This window comes from Mesorhizobium sp. Root552 (assembly GCF_001427285.1).
In the GTDB taxonomy this organism is placed as follows: Bacteria; Pseudomonadota; Alphaproteobacteria; order Rhizobiales; family Rhizobiaceae; genus Mesorhizobium.
The window spans coordinates 1-19,685 of record NZ_LMFV01000004.1; the positions used below are offsets into that span (position 1 = coordinate 1).

Genomic DNA, 19,685 nt, shown 5'->3' on the forward strand with positions numbered 1-19,685 from the left:
GCGGGGCAAAGAGTCCCAGACGCGAAAGGCAGCGTGGCGATGAACAAGCACAACCATCTCTTCGTCATCCTAGGGCGGAGCAGGCCGAAGGCCGTTGCGGAGACCCTGGGATCCAGCGGGGCAAAGAGTCCCAGACGCGAAAGGCAGCGTGGCGATGAACAAGCACAACCATCTCTTCGTCATCCTAGGGCGGAGCAGGCCGAAGGCCGTTGCGGAGACCCTGGGATCCATGCCGTGACCAAACGGCAGTGCGCAAAAGGCGCAAAAGAAGGCTCTTCATTCTGAGCCGCTCCTTACAACGTGACCCTCACGGCATGGATCCTCGGGTCGCGCCTGTCGCTCCGCTCAGCTTGCCCGAGGATGACGAAGGAAGCGGGCGTCGCAACCACAAATCATACTCCCCTCACCGGTTCGCTGCGCGAACCACCTCTCCCCCGTTCCGAGGGGAGAGGAAAGCGAGGCGGTAAGGGGGGCTAACGGCGGGGATAAAACACCCGGCCTACAGCCACTTTTTCCATTTGAAGTAGACGAACAGGCTTACAGCGACCGTCACCATGAACAAAAGCGCGGCCGGATAGCCGTAATAGGCGCGCAGCTCGGGCATATTCCAGGGCGAGGTTTCCGGGTCGAAATTCATGCCCCAGACGCCGACCAGAAAGGTCAATGGAATGAAAATCGCCGAGACGATGGTCAGCAGGCTGATGACGTCGTTGGTGCGCGCCTGGCTCAGCGACAGATGCATTTCGATCAGGCCGGTCATGGCGTCGCGTTGCGTCTCGACCAGTTCGATCAGGCGGATGCAATGATCGAGCGTGTCGTTCAGGAACACCTTGGTCTCGGCCTTCACATAGGGCACGTCGTTGCGGATCAGCGTGGCCAGCGCATCGCGCAGCGGCCACAGCACACTCTTCAGCCCATTTGTGTGACGCCGCAACGCATGAAGCGATTGCATTTGCTGCTTCTGCGGCGATTTCAGCATGGCGTCCTCGATGTGTTCGACGACATCGCTGGCCGCCTCGACCGGGACGAAATAGCTGTCGACAACGGCATCGATCAGCGCATAGGCAAGATAGTCGGCGCTGCGCTGGCGCAGCCGGTTCGGCAGCGAAGCGGCAATGCGCTTGCGCACCGGATCGAACGGGTCGCCAGCACGCTCCTGGAAGGTGATGACGAACTTCTCGCCGAAAAAGACGGAAATCTGCTCGTAGCGGTGCGAGGCTGCATCGTCGATCATGCTGACGGCGACGAAGGCATGGTCTTCGAAGAAGTCGACCTTCGGCCGCTGGCCGGTATTGACGACGTCCTCGAGCGCCAATGGATGCAGGCCGAAAATACGTCCGATTTCCTCGATGAGTTCGATATTGGCCAAGCCGCTGCAATCCAGCCAGACATTCGGCCAGCTGTCGCAGTGCTTCAACAGATCGTCGATGCTGGCGTTGGGGATCGTCTTGCATTTTTCCGGCGAGATCAGGGTCAGCGTCAATTCCGACCTTTGCGCCGCCGGATCGGCGATCAACGTTCCAGGCGAAGCACCGACCGGCGAGCGTCTGCGCCGGTAGCGGGCTTTCTTCACAGTGGTTTCCGTCTTTGTCATGGCGAGACCGACCCTTGGCGCGTGCGACGCGGCTTACCCGGCAAAAACCCGCTTCGGCTTGAACATCCCTTGCTCGATGGCGCCGATGGCGACCAGCTTGCCGCGCACGGTCGCGCACGCTTCCTCTGCCTCTACCGGTGCATCCCGGCCGCGGATGACGACCGGATTGCCGAGCCTGATCTTTGTCGCTGCATCGTCGCTGATCGCCACTTGCGGCAGGCAGTCGAGCGCAGCCGCCGTGTCGACCAAAAGCGCATCGATGGCCGAATAATCCACGGAAACATCATTCGCTTCTTCGCTTGCTTCAGACCGATCGCCGAAGCGGGCGGCCTCAAGTTCTGCAATGGTGACGAAGTCGTCTGCGGTGAACGGATCGACCTCCATGCGGCGCAGATCGGCGATATGGCCGAAGCAGCCGAGATCGCGTCCCATGTCGCGGGCCAGCGAGCGCACATAGGTGCCCTTGCCGCATTCGATCTCGAACAGCGTGCCGCCATCCTTGTGCTCGACGATGTCGAGACGGCCGATTTCGATCTCGCGCGCGGGGATGTCCACCGTCTCGCCTTCGCGGGCAAGATCGTAAGCCCGTTCACCGGCGATCTTGATGGCCGAGAACTGCGGCGGCGTCTGCATGATGACGCCGGTGTATTTGGGCAGCAGCGCGCGAACTTCGGCTTCCGCCGGGCGCTTGTCCGAGCTTTTCGTCACCGGGCCTTCGAGGTCGTCGGTCGAGCGCTCGTCTCCCCAGGCGACGGTGAAGCGATAGATTTTCGCCCCATCCTGTACATAGGGCACGGTCTTTGTCGCCTCGCCAAGCGCGATCGGCAACATGCCGGAGGCCAGCGGATCGAGCGTGCCGGCATGACCGGCCTTCTCGGCCTGGAACAGCCACTTCACCTTGGAGACCGCGTCGGTCGAGCCCATGCCGACCGGCTTGTCCAGCACGACCCAGCCGGAAACAGGCCGGCCTTTCTTCTTACCCCGCCGCCCCACTATTTCTCACCCTCGTCGTCGTGACCGAGATCGCGCGCCACTTCCGGGGAATGGAGAAGCTCATTGATCTTCTGGAAATTGTCGTAGCTGGTGTCGAGCCGGAAGCGGAATTCCGGCATGTATTTCATCTGCCTCAGCGCTGGCGACATGCGGCCTCGAATGAAACGGGCATTGCGGTTCAGGGCTGCGACGACCGCGTCGTCGTCCTTGGCGCCAAGCGGCGCGACAAAGGCGGTCGCGATCTTGAGATCCGGCGACATGCGCACTTCGGAAACCGAAATGACCGTCGCCTCGATCAGGTCGTCGCGGATTTCACCGCGCTGGAGCATTTCGGCCAGCGCATGGCGGACCTGTTCGCCGACACGCAGCATGCGCTGCGAGGGGCCGGATTTGCTGGAGTGGGACATTTTCTCGATCCTGAAAACGCGAAGCCGGGATTGGACCGCACCTCGCCTTATGTAGACGAACGGCGGCCAGGGGCCGCCATTCGTTCAAACTGCATCTTGTCGGCAGACTAGAGTCTACGCGCCACCATCTCGACGCGGAAGCACTCGATGACATCGCCGGCTTGAATGTTCTCGTAGTTCTGGAACGCCATGCCGCATTCCTGACCAACCGGAACTTCCGAGACTTCGTCCTTGAAGCGCTTCAACGTCTTCAGCGTGCCTTCGTGGATGACGACGTCGTCGCGGATCAGGCGCACGCCCGCACCACGCTCGACCTTGCCTTCCGTGACACGGCAGCCGGCGATCTTGCCGACCTTGGTGATGTTGAACACCTCGAGGATTTCCGCGTTGCCGATGAAGGTTTCGCGGCGCTCCGGCGACAGCAGGCCCGACATCGCATCCTTGATGTCGTCGACCAGGCTATAGATGATGTTGTAGTAGCGGATCTCGATGCCGGCAGCTTCGGCCGCCACCCTCGCTTGTGCGTTGGCGCGTACGTTGAAGCCGAGGATCACGGCACCGGAAGTCTGGGCCAAGGTGACGTCGCTCTCGGTGATGGCGCCTGCGCCCGAATGGACGATGCGGGCGCGTACTTCGTCGGTGCCGAGCTTGTCCAGAGCTGCGTCGATAGCCTCGATCGAGCCCTGCACGTCGCCCTTGATGACCAGCGGGAATTCCTTCAGCCCGCTCGTCTGCAACTGCGACATCATCTGCTCGAGCGAGCCACGCTGACCGGCATGCTTGGCAACGGCCTTGTCGCGAGCCTTGCGCTGGCGATATTCCGTGATCTCGCGAGCACGGGCCTCGTTGTTGACGACGGCGAAACGGTCGCCGGCATGCGGCGTGCCCTGAAGGCCGAGCACTTCGACGGGCATGGCAGGCGGAGCTTCCATGACATGATCGCCGCGGTCGTTGACCAATGCGCGAACACGGCCCCATTCGTTACCGGCCACGATGATGTCGCCCGGCATCAGGGTGCCGGTCTGCACCAGAACGGTTGCCACCGGGCCACGGCCCTTGTCGAGTTGCGCCTCGATGACGACGCCTTCGGAGGTACGATCCGGATTTGCCTTGAGGTCAAGAATTTCAGCCTGCAGCAGGATAGCCTCGAGCAATTTGTCGATGCCCTTGCCGGTCTTGGCCGATACTTCGACGTCGAGGACTTCACCGCCCATCGATTCAACGAACACTTCGTGGCGCAGCAGCTCCGAGCGAACCTTCTGAGCATCGGCCTCGTGCTTGTCGATCTTGTTGATCGCCACAATGATCGGCACGCCGGCCGCCTTTGCATGGCTGATCGATTCAATCGTCTGCGGCATGACGCTGTCGTCGGCCGCCACAACGAGGATGGCAATGTCGGTGGCTTGCGCGCCACGGGCGCGCATCGCCGTGAAGGCCGCGTGGCCCGGCGTATCGATGAAGGTGATCTTCTGACCATCCTTCTCGACCTGATAAGCGCCGATGTGCTGGGTGATGCCACCGGCTTCGCCAGACTGGACATTGGCGTTACGGATCGCATCGAGCAGCGAGGTCTTGCCGTGGTCGACGTGTCCCATGATCGTCACCACAGGCGGGCGCGAGACCAAGTCCTCGGCATTGTCGGCAATGTTGAACAGGCCTTCCTCAATGTCGGATTCCGCAACACGACGCACGGTGTGGCCGAATTCGGTCGCGACCAGTTCAGCCGTATCGGCGTCAATAACGTCGCCCGGCTTCATGATCTGGCCCTGTTTCATGAAGAACTTCACTACATCGACTGCCCGTTCGGACATGCGTTGAGCCAGTTCCTGGATAGTAATGGTTTCAGGCAGGATCACTTCACGCATCACCTTTTCGCGCGGTTCCTGATACATCGCGCGTTTGAATTTTTCCTGTCGCCGGCGCATGGCCGACAGCGAGCGCGAACGGGCATCACCATCCTCGGACGAAAGCGCGCTGTTCAGCGTCAGCTTCCCGCGGCGGCGGTCGTCGTCGCCTTTGGCCTTCGCAGGCCGTGCCACTTCCGGTGTGACAAGGCGACGAACAGGGGCTCCAGCGCTGCTGCGCTTCGGCTTGGCATCTTCGTCATCATCATCGGTGGCGACAGTCTGAGGGGTCTGCGGCGCACGGCGACGTGCTTCCTCTTCGGCCCTGCGGCGAGCTTCGGCTTCGGTCTGCAGACGGGCCTCTTCCTCGGCCTGACGGCGCGCAGAATCTTCCCGCTCGCGGCGGCGGCGTTCTTCTTCTTCAGCGCGGCGCCTGGCGTCCTCGGATGCGCGCTGGCGATCTTCCGCCTCGCGGGCCTTGGAACCCTCCAACGCACGACGGCGCGCTTCCATCTCGCCACGCGAGAGTTCATTCAGAACCAGACGCTCCGCAGGTGGCGCTGGCGTGGGCGCTTTCGGCGCTTCGGCGACAACGGGTGCAGGGGCAGGAGCCGGTGCAGGCGCCGGTGCAGGTGCAGGTGGCGTCGGCTTCGGCGTGAAAACGGAAACGGGCGGCTGCTCCGGCTTCTCGCCAGGTATGTTGAATTTGCGCTTCTTTGTCTCGACGACGACCGACTTGCTGCGGCCATGCGAGAAACTCTGGCGCACCGTGCCTTGCTCCAGGCCCGGCCGCTTCAGCGTCAAGGTCTTCTTCGGTGTCACGCTCAACGTCTTGTCGTCACCCGATTTCGTATCGCTCATTCCATATCCTCTGCGGCGTCATCTTCGCCAGCGACGGCCGCAAGCATCGCCAGATCGTCCGGGGTACCGCCCCGGTAACGGTCGAGCGCAACCATGCGCTTCTGAGCCGCCTTACCCGCGTCTCCCGCGAGAACGGCAGCATGTATCACATTTGTGCCCCCCAATGCCAAACCCAATTCGGCCTCGGAGAAAAGTTTGTAAGCACGGATCGCGGGGCCACCGAGATGGACTGTTGCACGACGAGCCTGGCTGATCTTGCGCACGCCATCGGGCGATGCCTCAACGGCATGTAGGACGAACAGGGCGGTGCCGTTTCGCACGGCAGTCTCGACCTTGGTGGCACCGAGAACAATCGAGCCTGCTTTGCGGGTAAGGCCGAGCATGCCCAAGGCAGATTTTTCGAGCAGGCTCTCGACCATACCGCCAAGTTCAGGCGGCACGGCAACGTTGGTTTTAAAGGCCCGCGAAAACAACCCCTTCGCCGCAGCCTTGTCTACATGTAGGCGGTCGGCGGTAACCCAGCAACCACGGCCGGGCAGGTTTCTCTTGATATCCGGAACGACGGCCGAGTCCGGACCGACGACGAAACGGATCAAATCATCCGCGTCGGCGGTCTTTCTGGTGACGATGCAGGTGCGATCGTTCATCTCGGCCAAGGGTTGCTCCGGTCCGGCTCACGTCACGCACCGGCAGCTTCGGCATCGAGTGCCTCGGCCTGGGCTTCCTCCTCGGAAATCCAACCGGCCTTCAGGCGCGCTGCCAAAACCATCTGCTCTGCGTCCGCACGGGTAACCCCATGATTGGCCAGTACCCCCGGATAGACCTTGGTCTCACCGTCCTTGCGCTCTTTCCAGCCCGTCAGGTCATCGGCGGCATAGCCAGCGAAATCCTCAATCGACTTCACGCCGTCCTCGCCAAGCGTCACCATCATGGCGGTGGTGATGCCGGAAATCTCACGCAACTCGTCCAGTACGCCGAGCTGCTTGCGCTTGGCATCCTGCTCGGCCTCGATTTTTTCCAGGTATTCGCGGGCGCGGGTCTGAATTTCGCTGGCAGTATCCTCGTCGAAGCCGTCGATGGAGGAAATCTCGTCGGCGTCGACATAGGCGACTTCCTCGACGCTTGTGAAGCCTTCCGAAGCAAGCACCTGGCCGACCATCTCGTCGACGTCGAGGGCTTCCATGAACAGGCTGGAGCGTTCGACAAACTCCTTCTGGCGACGCTCGCTCTCTTCCTGCTCGGTCAGAATATCGATATCCCACCCGGTCAGTTGTGAGGCAAGGCGCACATTCTGGCCACGGCGGCCAATCGCCAGCGAAAGCTGGTCGTCCGGCACAACGACTTCAATGCGCTCCGCATCCTCATCGAGCACGACCTTGGCGACTTCCGCCGGCTGAAGCGCGTTGACGATGAAAGAGGCTGCCGATGGCGACCACGGGATGATGTCGATCTTTTCACCCTGCAATTCGCCGACAACCGCCTGAACGCGCGAGCCACGCATACCGACGCAGGCGCCAACCGGGTCGATCGAGCTGTCGCGCGAAATGACAGCGATCTTGGCGCGGGAACCTGGATCGCGCGCAACCGACTTGATCTCGATGATGCCGTCGTAGATTTCCGGCACTTCCATCGTGAACAGCTTGGCCATGAACTGCGGATGGGTGCGGGACAGGAAAATCTGCGGGCCGCGCTGCTCGCGGCGCACGTCATAGACATAAGCACGCACGCGGTCGCCGTACTTGTAGTTCTCGCGCGGGATCAGTTCGTCGCGGCGGATGATTGCTTCACCCCTGCCAAGATCGACGATGACGTTGCCATATTCGACGCGCTTGACAGTGCCGTTGACGATCTCGCCGATACGGTCCTTGTATTCGTCATACTGGCGGTCGCGCTCGGCTTCGCGCACCTTCTGGACGATGACCTGCTTGGCCGACTGCGCGGCGATACGGCCAAAATCCATCGGTGGAAGCTGCTCGGCAATGAAATCGCCTAGCTGCGCATCGGGGTTACGCTCGCGCGCCGAAACCAGCGCGATCTGGGTTGCGTAGTCCTCGACCTTTTCCACAACCTCCATCAAGCGCTGCAGCTTCATCTCGCCGGTTTGCGGATTGATGTCGGCGCGGATATTGGTCTCCTGGCCATAGCGCGAGCGAGCAGCCTTCTGGATGGCGTCGGCCATCGCATCAATGACGATCTGCTTGTCGATCGACTTTTCACGCGCAACCGCGTCCGCGATCTGCAGCAGTTCAAGCCTGTTGGCGCTTACAACCATGTCTTTCTCCCTGAACCTTGCCGCAATCCATCGCGGCAGCTCAATCAATCTTCGCGTTCGTTGTCGTCGTCGGCGCCTTCGGGCGCATCCTCTTGCTCGGCGTGGCGCTTCCTGGCTTCCTTGCGCGCGCGATTGTCCTTCGACAGCGCATCGCGGATCAGGTCGTCCGTCAGGATCAGGCGCGCCTCGGCGATGGCATCGTACGGAACACGCACATTCGGCGCCTCGCCATAGGCTGCCTGGTCACGCTGGATCAGGATGCCTTCCTCGTCAGCCTCGGCGATCTTGCCCTTGAAGCGCTTGCGGTCGGTGACAAGGGTTGAGGTCTCCATCTTCACCAGATGACCAAGCCAAGTGGTGAAATCCGACTTGCGCACCAGCGGGCGGTCGATGCCAGGCGACGACACTTCGAGATGATACGCCTTTTCGATCGGGTCTTCCACGTCGAGCGCCGGCGAAATCGCGCGGCTGACTTCCTCGCAGTCTTCGACCGTCATGGTGCCGTCGTCGCGCTCGGCCATGATCTGAAGCGTCAGACCGCTCTGGCCCGACAGCCTGACCCGGACGAGCCGAAAGCCAATGCCACGCAGGACTGGCTGGATGATCATGGCAATGCGCGCATCAATTCCGCTTTCGCGGATGATGCGGTCGTCGCCACTCGCCTCTCCTGCCGTCACTGTCATCAAATCCCATCGATTTGTTCCGGCAGGTAATAAAAAAGAGCGGGACCGGGTGGACCCACTCTTCGTCATACCGACCAAGAATTTGATCGCGATATAAACGATCCGCCGCCGCGTTTCAAGGCCGAAGACCGCAAAGCGCCAGGTTGGGTGGCAAATTTGCCAGCGATGCGCCCAGCGCAGGGCGCATATGAATAAACGGGTATTCCGGTTTTTCCATTGAATCCTATTTATATTGCAATGCAACATGGACGGCGTGGAGAGCGCCGGAAAGAGACACGATCATGACCAAGCGCAACGCATTTTCAGCAATCGGCGACCTGTTCATCACGTTCGGCAGCGCAGTCGTCGTGTCGAGAGCTGTAGAAGCCGGCCGCAAGCCACGCGCCAGGCACCTCAACGACCTCGGTATTGATCCCCGCGCTTTCGACAAGATCAGCCGCTACTACTGATCGAATAGGGTTCCGGCAGCGGCGTTAGCTCACTTTCGAACGAAGGTGAGATAGGCTGGCGGCCTTCCCTCGCGGATTGCCTTGGCCTCATAGCGGGTGCCGGGCCAGCCATCATAGGGCCGATGCCAATCGGCCGCATGCGCAGCCTGCCACTCGAAAGCAGCGTGGCCGCGGCAATGCAGGAGCGTCCAGTTGACATAGGTGTCTATGTCGGACGCGAACCGGAATTGAGTACCCGGCCTCAGGACCCGCGCAAAGCGGTCCAGATTGACCTTGCTGACGAAGCGCCGTTTCCAGTGTTTCTTCTTCGGCCAAGGGTCAGGGTAGAGCAGGTCGATGCCGTCGAGCGACCCAGCCGGCAACCAATCCAACAGCCGGGTCGCATCCTCGTCGAACAACCTGATGTTTTCGAGAGGCCCTTTTTCCAGCGCCATCATCATCTTGGCCATGCCGTTCACGAACGGTTCGGCCCCGATGAAGCCCGTCGCCGGCGCGGAAATCGCCTGATGCAGAAGATGTTCGCCGCCACCGAAGCCGATCTCCAGACGCACAGCGTCGACTGGCATCTTGAAGAGGCTGCGCAGATCTGCCGGCGCAACGGTCGACAGGTCCAGTCCATAACGCGCCAGACCGCTTGCCAAGGCCACCGATTGAGCCGGACGGATGGTCTTGCCGCGGCGACGGCCGAAGAAGGCCTCGCTGGCGCGTTTGGGTCTTTCTTCTGCAGTCACAGCGCGCGCCACCGCCTTCAAGCGGCGATGGCTTCCTTGAGTGCCTTGGCGAGATCGGTCTTTTCCCAGGAGAAAGAGCCGTCGCGACCAGGCTTGCGGCCGAAATGGCCGTAGGCGGTGGTCTTCGCGTAGATTGGCTTATTTAGGTCGAGATGCCGGCGAATGCCCGACGGCGACAAGTCCATGACCTGGCGCAGCGCGTTTTCCAAAACCGCCTCGTCAACCTTTCCAGTCCCATGGAGATCAACGTAAATCGACAATGGCTGCGCAACGCCGATAGCGTAGGAAAGCTGGATTGTGCAGCGATCCGCGAGTTTGGCCGCAACCACGTTCTTGGCCAGATAGCGCGCCGCATAGGCAGCGGATCGGTCAACCTTGGTTGTATCCTTGCCCGAGAATGCGCCACCGCCGTGCGGGGCAGCCCCACCATAGGTGTCAACGATGATCTTGCGTCCGGTCAGCCCGGCATCGCCGTCTGGCCCGCCGATGACGAATTTGCCGGTCGGGTTGATATACCAATTGCAGTTGTCAGCGATCTTCAAGTCGCCCAGCGCCTCTCGAATGTAAGGTTCGACGACCTTACGAACCTTGTGCGAATCCCAACTCCCGTCGAGATGCTGGGTGGAAAGGACAATCTGGGTGGCTTCGGCCGCCTTGCCGTCCGCATATCGAACGGTAACCTGGCTCTTGGCGTCTGGGCCAAGCTTGCCGACCTCGCCCTTGCCCTCGTGACGCGCTGAAGCCAGCAATTCAAGAATCTTGTGGCTGTAATAAATGGGCGCGGGCATAAGGTCGGGCGTCTCGCGGCAAGCATAGCCGAACATGATGCCCTGGTCGCCCGCCCCTTCTTCGCCCTGGCGGTCGGCGGCATTGTCGACACCCTGGCCGATATCCGGGGACTGGCCATGCAGGAGAACATCGATCTTTGCAGTCTTCCAATGGAAGCCGCTCTGCTCGTAGCCGATCTCGCGGATCGCCTTGCGCGCGACCGATTTGAACTTGGCGGGATTGATAACGGCGTGGCCGGAGGCATCCTTGACGATGTTGCCCGACTTGTCCTTCTTCAGCAGTGTCTCAGGCACACGTACTTCGCCGGCGATCACGACGCGGTTGGTCGTCGCAAGCGTCTCGCAGGCGACCCGGACTTTCCATGGGTCCATGCCCGTCTTTTTCGCTTCGCGGTAGACGAGGTCGACGATTTCATCGGAAATGCGGTCACAGACTTTGTCGGGATGGCCCTCTGACACCGATTCAGAGGTGAAGAAGTAGTTCTGGCGGCTCACGGGGTGTCCCCTCTCGAAAATATCATGCGCGCCGAAAAGCGCGACACCTGTTAGCGGTGTGCGCTACGACTCGTCAAGCAATATGCCCATCAACGGATAACACCATTGATGGCACAAAGTCCTGCAAGGAGATTCCCTAATCGAAGTCGTCCTGGGAAAGCGATTTCACCAGATCAAGGATTCGGCGACGCACCTTGGTATCCGTGATTTTCACAAATGCGCGGTTGAGCTGCAACCCTTCCGTGCTGGAACAGAACTCCATCACCGAATTCATCGACGAATCCTCGGCAAAGCCTCGGCCCGCGGAAGGCTCGTGACCAGGCGCATCTTCGAAAAAGAAGGCAGGCGGAACCTCCAGGATCGATGCGATCGCCTGCAATCGGCTGGCACCTACACGGTTCGTGCCTTTTTCATATTTCTGAATCTGCTGAAACGTAATTCCCAGGTTTTCGCCCAGTTTTTCCTGGCTCATTCCAAGCATATTTCGACGCAGCCGAATGCGGCCGCCTACATGAATGTCGATTGGGTTTGGTTTCTTTTTGTTTTCTTCTACCATTTTTTCCTCGCCGAATTTTTCCGGCATTGTTCTGTTTTTATGCCTGAAGGCGTCCGGCCAAAGCGACCCCAATGAAACTTGCCAATGCGTACCAAAAATTGTCAGGCCGCTACTATATGGATTTCTAATATACAGGCTGTCAATTCGCACGTAGCCTTTGTCTTACGTTCACAACAAGAGAAGCGGCAGCAAACAGCAGCACCGTCAGCAATCCGTTAACGCGCCGCTGACCGGCCGAGACCGCCTCCAAGCGGTAGACCGGTAGCTGAACGTCGATCTCCCCCTTCGCGCCGATCGCCAAAGCGTCGACAATTCTCCCCCTTTGATCCACGACCGCGGAAATTCCAGTGTTAGCCGCTCTTAACAAAGGAAGTCCGTTCTCGACCGCCCGCACCTGAGCCTGCCTGAAATGCTGGTAAGGGCCCGGTGTATTTCCAAACCAAGCGTCATTGGTTACGTTCACAATAAGCTCAGATGACGTAGCGTCAACCGCTACAAGGTCGGAGAAAATGACTTCATAGCAAATGAAGGGGAGCGCCTTCAGACCGCCGGGTACGGAAATTGCGTGGCGCTCATTTCCCGTCGCAAAATTCATCGGTCCTGCAACAATTTGCTCCAAACCGATGCGACTGAACAGATCGGCGAACGGAATATACTCCCCGAACGGAACCAGATGGACCTTGTCCACCGCGTCAACGATCTCGCCGCGGTCATTGATCGCCGCAACCGAATTATAATAGCGGTCTTCGGAGGCGCCGGCCACGGCCGCCTCTTCACGCACGATACCTGCCAGCAGCATCTGGCCGTCACCGAGCATTTCTGCGAGTGCTGAAAACGCATCTGGACGCTCGTTGAACAGGAAGGGAACCGCAGTCTCCGGCCAGATGATCAGCTTGGGCCTGCTGTGTCCCGGCTGCGGCGACTTGGCCGACTGCTCCAGCAGCGAGGAGAAGATGCGATCGCGTACGGCCTTGTCCCACTTCTCGCTCAAATCGACAGCAGGCTGGACGATACGAACGTCGAGGCTTTGGACTGCGTCCGGCGCCGATTTGGTAAGTCGATAATAACCGAACCCTACATGGGCGATGATGATGCCAGCGAACAGGACGATTCCAAGGCGTAGATTCTGACGGTTGGCGAGCAAGGCCGGCAGCGCAAAGACGAATACCGCCAGCGCATTCATGCCGTCCATGCCGAGCACGGACACGCTTTGCATCAGCAACGGCACGGGCATCGCCGCATAGCCGACGGCATTCCAGGGAAAGCCGGTGAAGAGAAAACCGCGCAGCCATTCGGCAAACGCGAAACCGAATGCGAGGGCCGCTATGCGCCCGATATTGCTGCTCCAGAGCAGTCGCGCGACAGCCGTTGCGAAACCGTAGAAGCAGGCAAGCACGAGCGGGACGCCGACAAAGGCAAAGGGAAGCGCCCAGGCAAAGCTTTCAGCTTCGACGAGAAGAGCGGCTCCGATCCACCAGAGTCCAGCTAGAAAATAGCCGAATCCGAACCACCAGCCGACAACGAAAGCCGGTCGCAGGCGCCGGATTTGCCCAGCCGATGCGTCGCCAGTGGCGCCGTCGAGCAGCAGAACAAGGATTGGAAAAGAAACGAAGCAGGCGGCAAAGAAGTCGTAGGGCGCCTGCCCCAGAACGGCAAACGCGCCGGCGAGGAACGCCACAAGGGCACGGCGCCATCCCCAAAGCAGAATTATCCGGCCCGCCAGGCGCTCCATGAAATCTTCCGATTCGCGCGAATCACGGGGAGAAGATTTATCAGGCTGCGGCCTTCACTCCAACGCTGGTTGGCCAGCAAAAAAGATCAGGCCTGCTCGGCACGGGCGGCGCGCTTACGCCGGTCCCCCTTCAGGATCTGCACGATACGCACCCGTTTCACCCGGCGTGGATCGGCATCGAGCACATGGAATTCGAAAGCGGGGATTGCTTGCACAACCTCTCCCCTCGCGGGCACACGGCCAAGCGTGTTGAAGATCATGCCGCCAATGGTATCGACGGACTCGCCATGCTCCCCGGCTGCAAACCCCTCGCCAATCATTGCCGCAACTTCGTCGATCTCGGCCTTGCCGTCGACGATATAGACACCATCGCCGGCCTTGGTGATCATCGGCTCCTCGTCGTCGTGCTCGTCCTCGATATCGCCGACGACCATCTCGACAATATCTTCGAGCGAAGCGAGACCGTCGGTGCCGCCATACTCGTCGATAACCAGCGCCATCTGAGTGCGCGCCGTTTGCATACGCCCCATCAGGTCCGAGGCGAGCATCGACGGCGGCACGAACAAAACTGGCCGCATAAGCCCGAGATCGCCGATGGTGCGTGTCAGATCGACTTGAGCGAGATCAAGCTCTGCGCCAGTCGGCTGTTTGCGGGTCGTACGGCGTTTCTTGCCGCGTGCGCTGCGCGTAATGTGAGCCAACACATCGCGGATATGAACCATGCCGCGCGGATCGTCGAGCGTTTCGGCATAGACGGGCATACGCGAGTGACCCGACTGCTCGAACACGGAGAGCAAATCGCCAAGCGTTGTCGTGACCTCTACCGCCTCGATGTCGGCGCGCGGCACCATGACGTCCTCGACACGCACTTCGCGCAGACGCAGGATGTTGTTGAGCATCGCCCGTTCGCCGGGAGAGAAGGAGCCCGCCCCGCTTGCAGTCTCGGCAAGAGCATCGGCGATCTCCTCGCGGAGTGTTGTGCCATTGCGATGTCGGAACAGCCCTATAAGCCGTTCGAATACGGATGGCCCAGCAGGCGTGACGTCAAGCGACACACTGCCGGACTTGGTACTAGGACTAGGGTCCTCGTCCGCATTTTCGTGGGGCTTGCCCGCACTGCCGTCGTCTTGGTGGGCGGCGGTCTGAGGTGTGTCGTTCATCGTCGTCCGGTCAATTTGTACCTGTAGTTACGCATAGGGATCGGGAATGGCAAGCCTTGCCAGTGCTGCACGCTCGGCTGCTTCCATTTCTTCGGCCTCGGCGTCGGTCTCGTGATCATAGCCTAAAAGATGCAGGAGGCCATGGATGACGAGATGGCTAATATGGTTCTCGATCGACTTTTGTTCCAGTTCCGCCTCTCGCGAAACGGTTTCAGCAGCAAGCACGATGTCGCCGAGCATCGGTGGCAATGATCCGCCGCCAGAAATCGGAAAAGCAGGGAAAGACAACACGTTGGTCGGCTTGTCCTTACCGCGCCAGCCTGCGTTCAGTTCGCGGATGCTGTCATCGTTCGAAAAGACGACGCTGAGTTCGCTGGTTCCAGACCATGCGGCGCCGATTTCGGCAAATGTGGCGCCCGCGGCGCGTTCAACGAGGTGTTGTAGCACCTCTTCTTCCGGCCAAGTGCCGGCTTCGACCAGAAGATCGATGTCGAGAGGATGCGAAAGCACCGTAGTGGTCGATGATGTGCCAGTAGGCATTTGAGAGCCGAAATCAGCCTTCCACGCCAAGCCCGCGCGCGACCTTACCGTCGCGATCGTAAGCCCTGACGATCTCGGCAACCAGTGGGTGGCGCACGACGTCCGTGTCGTTGAAGCGCACGGTGACGATACCTGGAACCCCGTCCAATACCCGCAACGCTTCGACGAGGCCGGAACGCGTGTTCTGCGGCAGGTCGATCTGGGTCGGGTCGCCGGTGACGATCATGCGTGAATTCTCACCCAGACGCGTCAGAAACATCTTCATCTGCATCTGCGTGGTGTTTTGCGCCTCGTCCAGAATGACGGCTGCGTGCGCCAGCGTGCGGCCGCGCATGAAGGCAAGCGGCGCGATCTCGATGATACCGGCAGCAATGGCCCGTTCAACCTTGTCACCCGGCATCATATCGTAGAGCGCGTCGTAAAGCGGCCGCAGATACGGATCGACCTTTTCCTTCATATCGCCAGGAAGGAAACCAAGTCGTTCGCCGGCTTCCACGGCTGGCCGGGACAAGATGATGCGTTCGACCATTCCGCGCTCAAGCAGCATGGCTGCGTGCGCTACAGCCAGATAGGTTTTGCCGGTGCCTGCCGGGCCGATACCGAACACCAGTTCGGAGCGCTCAAGTGCCCGCATATAGGCGTCCTGATTGAGCGAACGGGCGTAGATGGTTTTCTTGCGAGTCGAAATCTGTGCAGCTGACACTTTGCCCTTGCGCTCCAAAGTCGGCAGCGTGAGTTGGTCGTCAGCAGCAACCGCCATGCGCACGGCGCCGTCGACGTCGGATTGGCCTATATCAGCGCCCTTCTGCAGGATGTCATACAGGCTATCGAGCGCCCTGCGCGCTTGTTCAGCAGACGTAGACGAACCCTTGATGGTAAGCTGGTTGCCACGCGAGCGGATATCGACACCCAGCTTTTGCTCCAGCCTTGCCAAGTTCTCGTCGAACTGACCGTAAAGGGCGCTCGCAAGCTTGTTGTTGTCGAAGGTCAGAACGATGTGCGCCATGTCCGATGCCCCCGATTCCAGCTTGGAGGTCACGTTCTTCAGATCGGCAGCGCTCAACCGTCTCTCCTCATCTGCCGGGGCCTTGCTCAGGCCGGTTCGGCGAACAGGCTATTGTAGCCAGTCTTCGTGATTCGCACGTCAATAATGTCACCGATTTCGGCGGCGTTTTCATCAACAATAACCGGCTGCAACCACGGCGACCGCCCGACCTTCTGGCCCGCCTGTCGGCCAGTCTTCTCGATCAGTGTCGACATTGTGCGCCCAACCATGCTCCGCGTGAAGTCCTGCTGTTGGTCGGCCAGCAAAGCCTGCAGCCGCTGCAACCGCTCGTCCTTGACTTCTTCGGGGAGATGTCCACCCATTTCCGCGCCGGGCGTTCCAGGACGCGGCGAGTATTTGAACGAAAAAGCCGATGCGTAACCAACTTCGCGCACGATCTGCATCGTCGCGTCGAAATCCGCATCCGTCTCACCCGGGAAGCCGACGATAAAATCACCGGACATGGCAATGTCAGAGCGCGCGCCGCGAATACGCTCGATCAGCCGCAGATAGTCGGCGGCCTTGTGACGACGGTTCATCGCCTTCAATACCCTGTCCGAACCGGACTGCACGGGCAGATGTAGATAGGGCATGAGCGCAGCCAGATCGCGATGCGCTGCGACAAGCTCTTCGTCCATGTCGCGCGGATGGCTGGTGGTGTAGCGCAGGCGGGCAAGGCCGGGGATCTCCGCCAAACGGAAGAGCAACCTGCCCAGACCCCACTCACCGCCATCGGGACCTTCGCCATGCCAGGCATTGACGTTTTGACCAAGCAGCGTCACCTCACGCACGCCAGCATCGGCGAGGCGCTCGGCCTCGGCTATGATCTGCTGGACCGGACGCGATATTTCCGAGCCACGCGTATAGGGCACAACGCAGAATGTGCAGAATTTGTCGCAACCTTCCTGGACGGTCAGGAAGGCGGTGACGCCACGCTTGATGACCTCGGCGCGCCTTGGCTGAGGCAAATGTTCGAATTTGTCCTCGGTCGCATAGTCAGTTTCGACAACCTTCTCGCCGTTGCGAACCTTGGCGAGCACGTCGGGCAAACGGTGGTAAGTCTGCGGGCCGATAACCAGATCGACAGAGGGCGAGCGGCGCAGGATTTCACCACCCTCGGCCTGCGCGACGCAGCCTGCAACGCCAATGGTAAGATCACGTCCAGCCTCTGCCCTTTCCGACTTCAGGTCACGCAGACGGCCAAGCACCGAATAGACTTTTTCGGCCGCTTTTTCACGGATATGGCATGTGTTCAGAAGCACCAGATCGGCGTCGTCGATAGCTTCAGTCGCCACGTAGCCATCGGCTGCAAGCGCATCGGTCATGCGCTGGGAGTCGTAGACGTTCATCTGGCAGCCATAGGTCTTTACGAAGACCTTTTTCGGCGTCACAGAAGCGCCTTCCAGTTCGGCATGGTCTTTGTCGGCTATTGTGGTTTCAAGTTCCATGGGGCGGCTTCTAACGTTTTTCAGCGGTAAAAAACAGCCGATTCTACGCCTTCGACCGGGCTGCGACGCTGGGCCGGCCGGCGCGAGGTGCGCGCAGAGCCCGCTGGAGCATTATATTGACCTGCTCCTCCATAATGCGCGCGGTTTGCTTGCGGTTCGAAGCAGATGAAAACGCAACCGGTTCACCGAAATGGACCTCGACATCCAGGGCGCCTTCGGCGAGCAGGTCCTTGACGTGCGGCACCAGATCCTGATCCCCAATCCAGGCCGCATGGGGCCGGTACCGGCGACCGAGCGGCACGCCATGCAAACGGGTATAGGCAATCGCAACCGGCTGGACGAGAACCTCTTCCGCCCCGCCACCTGAGATAGCCATCGCGGCAGCGCCGAAGAGGGTGCTCTTGAAAGGCAGGACCATGTTGCCGTCGCCAGTCGTGCCTTCGGCAAACAACACCATGGCATCGCCATTGGCCAGCCGCCCGGCGATTTCACTGGCCTGGTCGCCAGACTTGCGCTTGCGTTCACGTTCGATGAACACAGTGCGCTGCAATTTCGACAGGAAGCCGATCAACGGCCAGCCCGCCATGTCGGCCTTGGCGATGAAACGGACATCGGACATCGAGCCAAGCACGGCAATATCAGTCCACGAAACATGATTGGCCGCTACCAGCAATGGCCGCTCGGACGACAGCGCACCCGTGACATGGACGCGGATGCCGAGCGTTTTCAGGACCGCCCTGTGCCAGATTTTCAGGACAACGGCCTCGCGCCAGAGCCCTGTTTTCATCGATATGAGTTGCAGCGGCACCAGCACTAGCGTGGTTATCGCGATAAACGCCAGCGCCAGAAAGGTCCTGATCTTGGCCATCATCGAGATTATGGCCTTTCGTCAGCGAAGATCGCGGCGCATGACCAGCGCGCCAGTTGGGCCATGCTCGGGCGAACGGTAGTAGTTCGGCCGCTTGCCGACTTCGCCGAATCCCAATCGCCGGTAGAGTGCAATAGCTGCGGAATTGGTTTCATCCACTTCGAGAAACAGAGCCTCGGCACGCTCGGAATGCAGTTCGCGCAATACGGCATCCATCAACTGCCAACCGATGCCTTGCCTTCGGTGTGAACGGGCGACTACGACGGTAAGGATTTCCCCCTCCCCTGCGGCAAGCCTTGCCAGCACGAAACCAACCGGCGAGCGACCGCCCTGCCCGACCTCGCGTGCGGCATAGCCAAAGACCGTGTCCTGCTCCAGCAGAATGGCGAACTCCGCGTCGGACCATGGCCGCACGAAATCTTCCTGATGCAAAAGCGAGAGCGCGCCGCTGTCGGTCGTCGAAAGCGGCTCAAGGACATAGTCGCGGCGACGAGGCGTCAGGAACGGAATCCGCATCAGAACTTGTCCCCGACAGTCATCAAGGGCTCGCCCTCGGCAAGACAAAGCCCGCCTGCGGCTTGGCGTCGGCGTCGCGCAGATAGACCGGCATAGGCTTTTCACCAACCGGTTTGTCTGATCCAAGACGGGCATAGGTTGCGATGTCGGCTGTCGCGGCAACAGGACCAAGGTCGAAAGATTTACCGGCCGCACCCGCGATGAGACCGGCTGCCGTGCCGGCCAGGACCGCCTGCGAACTGACTGCCGTTTCCGTAATCTCTTCCAGCGTCGTCACAGCGGGACCAAAGCGCAGCTGCATTTTGTCATCATACAGCGCGGCATAGATTTCGCCACGCCCGGCATCAAGGGCCGCAAGCACCGTGCGATGTGGGAATTTGGTGGAGGTTTCGGCGGCCAGCGCCTCAAGCGTGGTTACGCCGACTGCGGGTATTTTGAGCGCCAAGGCCAAACCGCGCGCCGCGGAGACACCGACGCGGACGCCGGTAAACGAGCCCGGGCCGACGGACACGGCAATCCGGTCGAGACCGGCATAACCCTTGCCGGATTTTTCCAGCGCATTGGCGATCACCGACATCAGATGCTCGGCGTGTCCCTTGCCGAGATCGAGGACCTGACGGCCAAGCTCCTGGCCAGACGCCGCGTCATGGACACAGGCGGCGCAGAGACTGGCGGAGCAATCGATGGCAAGGACGATCATACG

The 19,685-nt window shown here is 60.4% G+C and carries 19 protein-coding genes; 1 reads left to right on the forward strand and 18 read right to left on the reverse strand.

What is annotated here, in order from left to right; translation table 11 throughout:
* Window positions 1–499 precede the first annotated feature (499 nt).
* The 7 genes from corA to rimP form a co-directional block, all read right to left on the reverse strand.
* Window positions 500–1,594: a magnesium/cobalt transporter CorA gene (gene corA / locus ASD50_RS02165; protein WP_056235353.1), complete on the reverse strand. Its 1,095-nt coding sequence runs from the start codon at window positions 1,592–1,594 to the stop codon at window positions 500–502.
* Between the two features lie 33 nt (window positions 1,595–1,627).
* Complete coding sequence (gene truB, locus ASD50_RS02170; RefSeq protein ID WP_056235356.1) at window positions 1,628–2,587, reverse strand: tRNA pseudouridine(55) synthase TruB; 960 nt, start codon at window positions 2,585–2,587, stop codon at window positions 1,628–1,630.
* Window positions 2,587–2,994 carry a 30S ribosome-binding factor RbfA gene (rbfA, locus tag ASD50_RS02175; protein ID WP_056235359.1) on the reverse strand — a complete coding sequence of 136 codons (408 nt, stop codon included), beginning with the start codon at window positions 2,992–2,994 and terminating at the stop codon, window positions 2,587–2,589. Before rbfA ends, truB begins: the two co-directional genes overlap by 1 nt.
* Window positions 2,995–3,101: 107 nt before the next feature.
* A complete protein-coding gene (gene infB / locus ASD50_RS02180) occupies window positions 3,102–5,699 on the reverse strand; it encodes a translation initiation factor IF-2 (RefSeq protein WP_056235363.1) in 2,598 nt (865 codons plus the stop codon).
* On the reverse strand, window positions 5,696–6,346 hold the full coding sequence (locus ASD50_RS02185) for an RNA-binding protein (protein ID WP_056235365.1): 651 nt from the start codon (window positions 6,344–6,346) through the stop codon (window positions 5,696–5,698). The genes infB and ASD50_RS02185 overlap by 4 nt, the downstream gene beginning before the upstream one ends.
* A gap of 32 nt (window positions 6,347–6,378) precedes the next feature.
* The gene (gene nusA / locus ASD50_RS02190; RefSeq protein WP_056235368.1) at window positions 6,379–7,971 is read right to left on the reverse strand and encodes a transcription termination factor NusA; all 1,593 of its coding nucleotides are present in this window, start codon (window positions 7,969–7,971) and stop codon (window positions 6,379–6,381) included.
* 44 nt (window positions 7,972–8,015) lie between these two features.
* Complete coding sequence (gene rimP, locus ASD50_RS02195) at window positions 8,016–8,654, reverse strand: ribosome maturation factor RimP (protein WP_056235372.1); 639 nt, start codon at window positions 8,652–8,654, stop codon at window positions 8,016–8,018.
* A gap of 281 nt (window positions 8,655–8,935) precedes the next feature.
* Between rimP and ASD50_RS23470 the strand changes: the two genes are divergently transcribed.
* On the forward strand, window positions 8,936–9,103 hold the full coding sequence (locus ASD50_RS23470; protein WP_164480434.1) for a hypothetical protein: 168 nt from the start codon (window positions 8,936–8,938) through the stop codon (window positions 9,101–9,103).
* A 29-nt stretch (window positions 9,104–9,132) separates the two neighbouring features.
* Here ASD50_RS23470 and trmB read toward each other — a convergent pair whose 3' ends face one another.
* From trmB to tsaB, 11 genes are all read right to left on the reverse strand, one after another.
* On the reverse strand, window positions 9,133–9,846 hold the full coding sequence (trmB, locus tag ASD50_RS02200; protein ID WP_413813867.1) for a tRNA (guanine(46)-N(7))-methyltransferase TrmB: 714 nt from the start codon (window positions 9,844–9,846) through the stop codon (window positions 9,133–9,135).
* A 5-nt stretch (window positions 9,847–9,851) separates the two neighbouring features.
* The gene (gene metK, locus ASD50_RS02205) at window positions 9,852–11,117 is read right to left on the reverse strand and encodes a methionine adenosyltransferase (protein ID WP_056235375.1); all 1,266 of its coding nucleotides are present in this window, start codon (window positions 11,115–11,117) and stop codon (window positions 9,852–9,854) included.
* A 136-nt stretch (window positions 11,118–11,253) separates the two neighbouring features.
* The gene (locus ASD50_RS02210) at window positions 11,254–11,673 is read right to left on the reverse strand and encodes a helix-turn-helix domain-containing protein (protein ID WP_056235634.1); all 420 of its coding nucleotides are present in this window, start codon (window positions 11,671–11,673) and stop codon (window positions 11,254–11,256) included.
* Window positions 11,674–11,812: 139 nt separating this feature from the next.
* Complete coding sequence (lnt, locus tag ASD50_RS02215; RefSeq protein ID WP_056235378.1) at window positions 11,813–13,405, reverse strand: apolipoprotein N-acyltransferase; 1,593 nt, start codon at window positions 13,403–13,405, stop codon at window positions 11,813–11,815.
* 86 nt (window positions 13,406–13,491) lie between these two features.
* Complete coding sequence (locus ASD50_RS02220; RefSeq protein WP_056235381.1) at window positions 13,492–14,565, reverse strand: hemolysin family protein; 1,074 nt, start codon at window positions 14,563–14,565, stop codon at window positions 13,492–13,494.
* A 27-nt stretch (window positions 14,566–14,592) separates the two neighbouring features.
* Window positions 14,593–15,105, reverse strand: coding sequence for an rRNA maturation RNase YbeY (ybeY, locus tag ASD50_RS02225; RefSeq protein WP_056235384.1), 513 nt, complete (start codon window positions 15,103–15,105; stop codon window positions 14,593–14,595).
* Between the two features lie 13 nt (window positions 15,106–15,118).
* Window positions 15,119–16,111 (reverse strand): PhoH family protein, encoded by a 993-nt coding sequence (locus tag ASD50_RS02230; protein WP_244484403.1) that lies wholly within the window; start codon window positions 16,109–16,111, stop codon window positions 15,119–15,121.
* A gap of 86 nt (window positions 16,112–16,197) precedes the next feature.
* The gene (miaB, locus tag ASD50_RS02235; RefSeq protein ID WP_056235392.1) at window positions 16,198–17,598 is read right to left on the reverse strand and encodes a tRNA (N6-isopentenyl adenosine(37)-C2)-methylthiotransferase MiaB; all 1,401 of its coding nucleotides are present in this window, start codon (window positions 17,596–17,598) and stop codon (window positions 16,198–16,200) included.
* A 43-nt stretch (window positions 17,599–17,641) separates the two neighbouring features.
* The gene (locus ASD50_RS02240; RefSeq protein WP_056235395.1) at window positions 17,642–18,469 is read right to left on the reverse strand and encodes a lysophospholipid acyltransferase family protein; all 828 of its coding nucleotides are present in this window, start codon (window positions 18,467–18,469) and stop codon (window positions 17,642–17,644) included.
* An 18-nt stretch (window positions 18,470–18,487) separates the two neighbouring features.
* Entirely contained in the window at window positions 18,488–18,982 is a 495-nt protein-coding gene (locus ASD50_RS02245; protein ID WP_056235399.1) for a GNAT family N-acetyltransferase, read from the reverse strand.
* 22 nt (window positions 18,983–19,004) lie between these two features.
* Window positions 19,005–19,682 (reverse strand): tRNA (adenosine(37)-N6)-threonylcarbamoyltransferase complex dimerization subunit type 1 TsaB, encoded by a 678-nt coding sequence (gene tsaB / locus ASD50_RS02250; protein WP_056235402.1) that lies wholly within the window; start codon window positions 19,680–19,682, stop codon window positions 19,005–19,007.
* Window positions 19,683–19,685 lie beyond the last annotated feature (3 nt).